Raw genomic sequence first — 7,303 nt, forward strand, 5'->3', positions numbered from 1 at the left:
AGCCCGCCATCGACGACGATGGTCTGGCCGACGATGTAGGACGACAGCGGCGAAGCGAGAAACAGCGCGGCGCCCGCCATGTCCTCGGGCGTGCCGAGCCGCCCCAGCGGAATCCGCTGCAGCGCGCCTTCCAGGCGCTTCGGGTTGGCGGTGGTTGCCTTGGTCATCTTGGTGTCGACCAGGCCCGGCGCGATGCCGTTGACGCGGATGCCGTCCTCGGCCCAGGCTTCGCCGAGCGTGCGGGTCAGGCCCATCGCGCCGGTCTTCGAGGCATTGTAGGCCGGGTTGCCCATGGTGGAGTGATAGGCGGCGGTGGAGCTGACGATGATCAGCGAGCCCTTGGCGACCGCCAACATGGCGTGGAATTTCGTCGCGCAGGCCATCAGGCTCATCAGGTTGACTTCCATCACCTTGCGAAAGCCCTCCATCGCGAACTCGCCGCGGCGATAGATCACCGCGCCCTGCGCCAGCACGAGAATATCGAGCGCCTCGAAGGCCGGCTTGAATTTGTCGACCGCGGCGGGATCGCTGACGTCGAGCTGCGAATAGGCGAGGCCTTCGAGATGCGAGCCGTCGTCGGGCGAATAATCCGCCGCGCTGGCGCGCGTGCCGCAGACGGCGACGCGCGCACCCCGCGCACGAAAGGCCTGCGCGATGCCGTTGCCGATGCCGCTGGAGCCGCCGACCACCAGCACCTGCTTGCGGCTGAAATCGAGTTCGTTCATCGCGCGCTCCCTCTTGTTGCTTGGCGCATGATCTCTATCGGAAAACCGGCATCCACTTTTCCGGATCATGCGCGTGTCTTGTTTGTTTGACCTGTCTGCGGATCGGTGCCAGCGTTGTCAACCGGCACCCCCTTTCATTTTCCGCACAGCGAGTAATTCAATGGCAGAGATCAAAAAGCTTTCCCGCTCGGTGAAAGGGCTGACCGTTCTCGTCACCGGAGCCGCCAGCGGCATGGGCCGCGCCACCGCGCACGCCTTTGCCGACGAAGGCGCCAATGTCGCCGTCACCGACCTCACCGCCGAGGGCACGCGCGCGGTGGCGGATGCGATCAATGCCGAGGGCGGCAGGGCCAAGGCCTGGACGCTCGATGTCGCCGATCCGAAGGCGATCGTGTCCGTGGTCGACGACGTCGCCGCGCATTTCGGCTCGCTCGACATCGTCATCAACAATGCCGGCCTGTCGCTGCGCGCGGCGATCGACGCGGAGAATTACGAGGAGGCCTGGGCCAGGGCCTTGGCGGTGATGCTGACGGCGCATCCGCGCATCATCCGCGCCGCACTGCCCTATCTGCGCAAATCGAAATGCCCGCGAATCGTCAACATCGCCTCCACCGAGGCGCTCGGGGCGACCGCCACCAACAGCCCCTATTCCGCGGCCAAGGGCGGCGTCACCAGCCTGACGCGCTCGCTTGCGGTCGAACTCGGCCGCGAGGGCATCACCGTGAACTGCATCTGCCCGGGCCCGATCCGCTCGGCGATCACGGAGCGGATTCCCGAGGAGCACAAGACGATCTACGCCAAGCGCCGCACCGCGCTCGGCCGCTACGGCGACCCGGAAGAGGTCGCCCACATGACGCTGAGCCTGTGCCTGCCGGCGGCTTCGTTCCTGACCGGCGCTGTTATTCCCGTGGACGGCGGGCTGATGGCGCGGAATGCGTAGAAAGCACTCCCCGGATGCCGCGCGACATCGCTGCGCCGCGTCCGGGACACGAGGCCATGCAGCGACGGCAGACCGTCCATCATTGACATCGCACACTTCGCGAGTAGCCTTTCCAAAAAAGCAACGCATCAGGGAGAGACGCCATGGCCTTGGCTATCCGCCAGCTGCACAGGCATTTTGTTGGCGAGGTGTCCGGCCTCGATCTGCGCCATCCGCTCACCAAGGAGCAGGCGCGCGAGGTGGAAGCTGCGATGGACAAGTATGCCGTGCTGGTGTTTCACGGCCAGGACATCACCGACGAGCAGCAAATGGCATTCGCGCTGAATTTCGGCGAGCGCGAGAACCCGCGTGGCGGCAACGTCACCAAGAAGGAGGACTATCGCCTCGACTCCGGGCTGAACGACGTCTCCAACCTCGGCAAGGACGGCAAGCCGCTCTCCCGCGACAGCCGCGTGCATCTGTTCAACCTCGGCAACTGCCTCTGGCATTCCGACTCGTCGTTCCGTCCCGTTCCGGCAAAGTTCTCGCTGCTGTCGGCGCGGGTGGTGAACCCCAAGGGCGGCAACACCGAATTCGCCGACATGCGCGCGGCCTATGACGCGCTGGACGACGAGACCAAGGCCGAGATCGCGGACATGATCTGCGAGCATTCATTGATGTATTCGCGCGGCTCGCTCGGCTTGCTCGACTACAGCGACGAGGAAAAGCAGATGTTCAGGCCGGTATTGCAGCGGCTGGTGCGAACGCATCCCGTGCACGGCCGCAAGTCGCTGTATCTGTCCTCGCATGCCGGCGCCATCAAGGGCATGAGCGTGCCGGAGGCGCGGCTGTTGCTGCGCGATCTCACCGAGCACGCCACGCGAGACGAATTCGTCTACGTGCACAAATGGACGCTGCATGACCTCGTGATGTGGGACAACCGCCAGACCGTCCACCGCGTGCGCCGCTACGACCAGTCGCAGCCCCGCGACATGCGCCGCGCGACGGTTGCGGGCACCGAGCCGACGGTGGCGCAGCAAGCGGCGGAGTAGTATGGCCGCTGCACGCCACATATGCACTTGTCATGCGCGGGCTTGACCCGCGCATCCATCAAACTTCAAAAAAAGTTATGCGAAGAAGATGGATTGCCGGGTCAAGCCCGGCAATGACACATCAGGCATGCCCCGCGTCGCCCGACAGCATGCCGGGATCGATGCCGATCTTGCGCAGCGCGCGCGGGTATTTTTCCTCGATCGCGCTGCCGAACACGAGATCGGGATCGGCGGGGCAATGCAGCCAGCCATTGTGCTGGATCTCGTTCTCCAGTTGCCCGGGCGCCCAGCCGGCATAGCCCAGCGCCAGGATCGCGTGCCTGGGGCCCGCGCCCTTGGCGATCGCCTTCAGGATGTCCACCGTCGCGGTGAGGCAGATGTCCTCGTCGATCCGCAGCGTCGCATCCTGGATGAAGAAGTCGCTGGAATGCAGCACGAAGCCGCGCCCGGTATCGACCGGGCCGCCCTTCAGCACCTGCATGGGTTCGGCGTTCTCCGACACCTTGATCTGGTCGGCGCTCTTGATGATGTCGAGCTGCATCAAAAGTTGCGGGAAGTCGATGCTGCCCGCAGGATGATTGACGATGATGCCCATAGCGCCCTCGGCGGAGTGCGCGCACAGGTAGATCACCGAGCGCTCGAAGCGCGGATCGCCCATCACGGGCATCGCGATCAGCATCTGGCCGTCGAGATAACCCTCGTCCGGCGCATTATGCCCGATGCCGGCCTTGCCACCGGGGCTCTTCGGTGCTTTGCCTTCACGACCCATCCGCAAAGCCCTCTCATATCCGCTTATATCCTGATATTGGGTGGGCAATCTGTCAATCAAGCACGGTGCCTTACATCACAAGCAATTCAATGGTTTGCGACAGGTCCAACCGGTAAAGACGTCTCATGAACGCGATTGTTCCCCGCCGCGCCGCATTCGCCCTCGCAAGCGCGCTTTTTGCCGTCTTGCCGGCGATGCAAGCCTGCGCCCAGGATGCCTCGGCCTGGCAGCGCGACGCGCATTCGGCGGTGCGGCTGCTGGCGGGCTCGCGCAGCGGCGGCGTGCTGCTCGGCGGCATCGCCATCCAGCTCGATCCGGGATGGAAGACCTATTGGCGCAACCCCGGCGATTCCGGCGTGCCGCCGCGCTTCGATTTCTCCAAGTCGGACAATGTCGAGTCGGTGACGGTTTTATGGCCGGCGCCGATGAAGTTTGACGATGGCGCCGGCGGATTTTCGCTCGGCTACAAGAAGCAGGTGGTGCTGCCGCTGCGCATCGTCGCGAAAAACAACGACAAGCCGGTGACGCTGCGCGCGCACATCAGCTACGCCGTGTGCGAAAAGCTTTGCCTGCCCGTCGAAGCCACCAGCGAATTGAACTTCGCGAGCGTCGCCAGCACCGAGGACGGCAACCTCGCCGCCGCGCTCGACGCCGTGCCGAAGCCGGCCAATGTCGGCGATCCCATGCCGGTCACGATCCGCGACGTCAGGCGCGAGGGCGCGAAAAACGTGCTGGTCGACGTCGCCGCGCCCGAATCCAGGAACGTGCATTTGTTCGTCGAGGGACCGACGCCGGACTGGGCGCTGCCGGTTCCGAAGCTGGTGGAGAACGGTCCGCCCGGCGTGAAGCGCTTCGCCTTCGAGCTCGACGGCCTGCCGCCCGGCGCCAAGGCCGAAGGCGCCGCGCTGAAACTGACGCTGGTCGGCGGCGATCGGGCGTATGAGTTCAATGTGAATTTGAACTGACGGCGTTCCGGGTTTGAACCGGACTGTGGCCCATACCCTGTCCGACCCGCTTACTGGCGTCCGCTTTGCATGCGACGGCCCAAGATCCGGCATTGCCCACGCCCGGACAATCAAGCGCATCCGGCTTTAGAAGCTCTTCCGCGATCGCCTGCCACGCTTGACCCTGGAGTTGGGTCCAAGGGCTATTCTTGCGATTGAGCCACAAAACGGGAGGCGGCCTGGAGGCGCTTCAGTGAAAACGACGATCTTCAAAATCGACGGCATGAACTGCGACGGCTGCGCGGAGACTATCCAAAGCCTGATCGAGAAGGAACCTGGCGTGCGTATGGCGTCCGTCTCGTTTGCTGAGCGGCAGGCGCGCGTGCTGTTCGATCCGCAGTCCGTTCTGGAAGGCCGCCTTGTGGACTTGATCGAAAAGCCCGGATTTCGCGTCGTGGCCCGCGAAACCGCGCCAGCCCAATGATCTGGGAGTGGTGACGTTGCGCGAGCCAAGGATCGAGTCAAGGATGGAGAGAGCACAATGACTGTCGCAGCAGGAGCCGCTTCCACCTTCAGGCCATGGAGCGAGGAGCCCTCGGCGAGGCCAAATCGCCGGAAGATTCGCGCTCGTATCGGTGGGCTGCACTGCTCCCTCTGCACTGGCACCATCGAGAAGGCGCTCGGGCGACTGCCCGGTGTCGACAAGGTGGCCGTGAGCTTGACGCATGAGCAGGCCCTGGTCGAATACGACCCCTCGGTTGCTCGGCCGGAGCAGTTTCTGCAAACGCTGCGCGATATCGGGTACACCATCTCTGACCCGCGTAAGCTGAGGCCATACGAGGAGGAAGAGCGCGATCTTGTGAACGAAGCGCGGCGCTTCGTTCTTGCCGTGGTGCTGAGCGTTGCGTCCATACCGATCATCGCCGACCCGTCCGTCGGCTGGATGGCATTTCTTCTCGCGCTGGTTTGCCTCAGCCTTGGTGCGTTCGTGTTCCTGGTGCTGAGATCGACCGGACTTTGGATCGCCGTCGCGGGCGCCGCAGGTCTCGCAGTGATGTCGCTGACGCTGCTGTCCTTGAACTTGCAAGGCTATCTGACGAAAGCCGCTCCGTGGCTGACCGCCGCCTTGGCCTTCCTGCTCGTCTTCGTCGTCGGCCGGCACATCCTCCACATGGCTATCCAGGCGCTGCGGCGAGGCATCCTCAATCAGCATGTCCTTCTTGAGATCGGGGCATTCGCCGGCATCGCAGGCGGCATCATCGGACTCGTCCTCGACCGACCGGGCTACCCTACCGCGCCGTTCTTTGCTGTCGCGGTGATGGTCGGCACCTACCACATCTTTTCGGAATGGCTCTCGCTGATCGTGAAGACACGCAGCTCACAGGCGGTGAAGCGGCTGTTGGACCTGCAGCCTGAAACAGCTCGTGTGGTGCGCGGCAGCATCGAGGTAGAATTGCCCCTCGAAGAGGTCAGGATCGGCGATCTCGTCCGCGTCCGCCCCGGTGATCGCATTCCCGCTGACGGCGTCGTGGTCAGCGGGCATTCCGGCGTCGACCAGTCGCTGGTTACCGGCGAGTCGATTCCGATCGAGAAAAGGGAAGGCGCTACGGTCATCGGCGGCTCCATCAATGGCACGGGCACCCTGCTCGTGAGGATCACGGCGGTCGGAGAGGGGAGTTTCCTCAGCCAAGTGATCCGGCATGTTGAAGACGCGCGGGCGCTGAAGCCTGGCATCCTGCATCTCGTTGACCGGGTGCTGCGCGTTTACACGCCCAGCGTTCTCGTCGTGGCGGCACTCGCCGTGATCGGCTGGCTGGTCGGCTCCTGGCTTGCCAGCGGGCAGCCCGACATTGAACGGGCGGTCTTCGCCGGCCTGAGCGTGCTGGTGATGGGCTATCCCTGCGCGGTTGGCATTTCCGCGCCGCTCTCGATCGTGCGAGGCGCGGGGCAGGCCGCGGAACGTGGCATCCTGATGCGCACGGGCGAGGCGTTCCAAGGCTTCCGCCTGGTACAGCAGATCGTACTCGACAAGACCGGTACGTTGACGGAAGGACGCCCGGTCGTGCGCGAGGTCATGTGCCTTGGCACCACCGAATCAGAACTGCTCGCCCTCGCGGCAGCTGCCGAGGCATCTTCGGAGCATCCGCTCGCGCAGGCGATTGTGACGGCCGCATTTGAGCGCGGCGTGACACCCCCCGACGTCGAAAGCTTCGAGGCCTTGCCGGGCAAAGGCGTCACCGCCCGGATCGGCGGTCGCGAGGTTATCGTGGGCAACCCGCGTTTTTTGGCGGGTCAGGCCATCGACCTCGACCAGGTCAGTGCAAAGATCGAGGCTCTCGAGGCGAACGGGCTTACGGTGATTGGCGTAGCGCGAGACGGAAGAGCCCTCGGCATCATAGCGCTCGGCGACACGCTCCGACTGGATGCGGTCCAGGCCATCGCCACGCTGCGCCGGGCGGGCCTCAAAGCAATCCTTGTGACCGGTGACAATGAGCGTGCGGCACGATGGGTCGCTCGCGAAGTCGGCATCGACGAAGTCCACGCCGGCATATTGCCGCAAGAAAAGGCCGGCATCGTGCGCCAGCTTCAAGGCAGGAGCCGGGTGGCGATGGTCGGAGATGGCATCAACGATGCCCCGGCGCTCATGCAGGCCGACGTCGGCATCGCCATGGGCGGCGGAACCGACATCGCGATCGAGTCGGCCGACATCATCATCCTGTCGAATCGCCTGGATACGCTCCCGGAGGCCCGCGAAATCAGCAGCCGCAGCTACCGCAAGATGGTCCAGAACGTCACGCTCGCCTTCCTGTTCAATGGCGTTGGCATCCCGATCGCGGCAACCGGCCTGATCTACCCCGTCTGGGCGATGGTGGCGATGGCGGTCAGTGTCACGG

Annotated in this window: 7 protein-coding genes; 5 read left to right on the top strand and 2 right to left on the bottom strand. The window is 64.5% G+C overall.

The window, feature by feature from the left end:
* The coding region (locus ACT4OC_RS20365) for an SDR family NAD(P)-dependent oxidoreductase (protein ID WP_444840831.1) at positions 1 to 725 on the bottom strand (725 nt) is incomplete at its 3' end.
* A 160-nt stretch (positions 726 to 885) separates the two neighbouring features.
* Between ACT4OC_RS20365 and ACT4OC_RS20370 the strand changes: the two genes are divergently transcribed.
* Together ACT4OC_RS20370 and ACT4OC_RS20375 are read left to right on the top strand one after the other, a co-directional pair.
* A complete protein-coding gene (locus ACT4OC_RS20370; protein ID WP_444840832.1) occupies positions 886 to 1,665 on the top strand; it encodes an SDR family NAD(P)-dependent oxidoreductase in 780 nt (259 codons plus the stop codon).
* A 143-nt stretch (positions 1,666 to 1,808) separates the two neighbouring features.
* The gene (locus ACT4OC_RS20375) at positions 1,809 to 2,696 is read left to right on the top strand and encodes a TauD/TfdA dioxygenase family protein (protein ID WP_444840833.1); all 888 of its coding nucleotides are present in this window, start codon (positions 1,809 to 1,811) and stop codon (positions 2,694 to 2,696) included.
* A gap of 121 nt (positions 2,697 to 2,817) precedes the next feature.
* Here the strand turns inward: ACT4OC_RS20375 and ACT4OC_RS20380 are convergent, their stop codons facing one another.
* Complete coding sequence (locus ACT4OC_RS20380; protein ID WP_444840834.1) at positions 2,818 to 3,465, bottom strand: YqgE/AlgH family protein; 648 nt, start codon at positions 3,463 to 3,465, stop codon at positions 2,818 to 2,820.
* A 125-nt stretch (positions 3,466 to 3,590) separates the two neighbouring features.
* Here ACT4OC_RS20380 and ACT4OC_RS20385 point away from each other — a divergent pair, with 125 nt between their 5' ends.
* From ACT4OC_RS20385 to ACT4OC_RS20395, 3 genes are all read left to right on the top strand, one after another.
* Positions 3,591 to 4,430, top strand: coding sequence for a protein-disulfide reductase DsbD domain-containing protein (locus ACT4OC_RS20385; protein WP_444840835.1), 840 nt, complete (start codon positions 3,591 to 3,593; stop codon positions 4,428 to 4,430).
* Between the two features lie 232 nt (positions 4,431 to 4,662).
* Complete coding sequence (locus tag ACT4OC_RS20390; RefSeq protein WP_444840836.1) at positions 4,663 to 4,893, top strand: heavy-metal-associated domain-containing protein; 231 nt, start codon at positions 4,663 to 4,665, stop codon at positions 4,891 to 4,893.
* Between the two features lie 57 nt (positions 4,894 to 4,950).
* The coding region (locus ACT4OC_RS20395) for a heavy metal translocating P-type ATPase (RefSeq protein WP_444840837.1) at positions 4,951 to 7,303 on the top strand (2,353 nt) is incomplete at its 3' end.

This window comes from Bradyrhizobium sp. (assembly GCF_052389815.1).
Lineage (GTDB): Bacteria > Pseudomonadota > Alphaproteobacteria > Rhizobiales > Xanthobacteraceae > Bradyrhizobium.

Excerpts from the sequence above, each read along its gene's own strand:
- ACT4OC_RS20370 (WP_444840832.1), top strand. The coding sequence starts at position 886 with ATGGCAGAGATCAAAAAGCTTTCCCGCTCGGTGAAAGGGCTGACCGTT.
- ACT4OC_RS20375 (WP_444840833.1), top strand. The coding sequence starts at position 1,809 with ATGGCCTTGGCTATCCGCCAGCTGCACAGGCATTTTGTTGGCGAGGTG.
- ACT4OC_RS20380 (WP_444840834.1), bottom strand. The coding sequence starts at position 3,465 with ATGGGTCGTGAAGGCAAAGCACCGAAGAGCCCCGGTGGCAAGGCCGGC.
- ACT4OC_RS20385 (WP_444840835.1), top strand. The coding sequence starts at position 3,591 with ATGAACGCGATTGTTCCCCGCCGCGCCGCATTCGCCCTCGCAAGCGCG.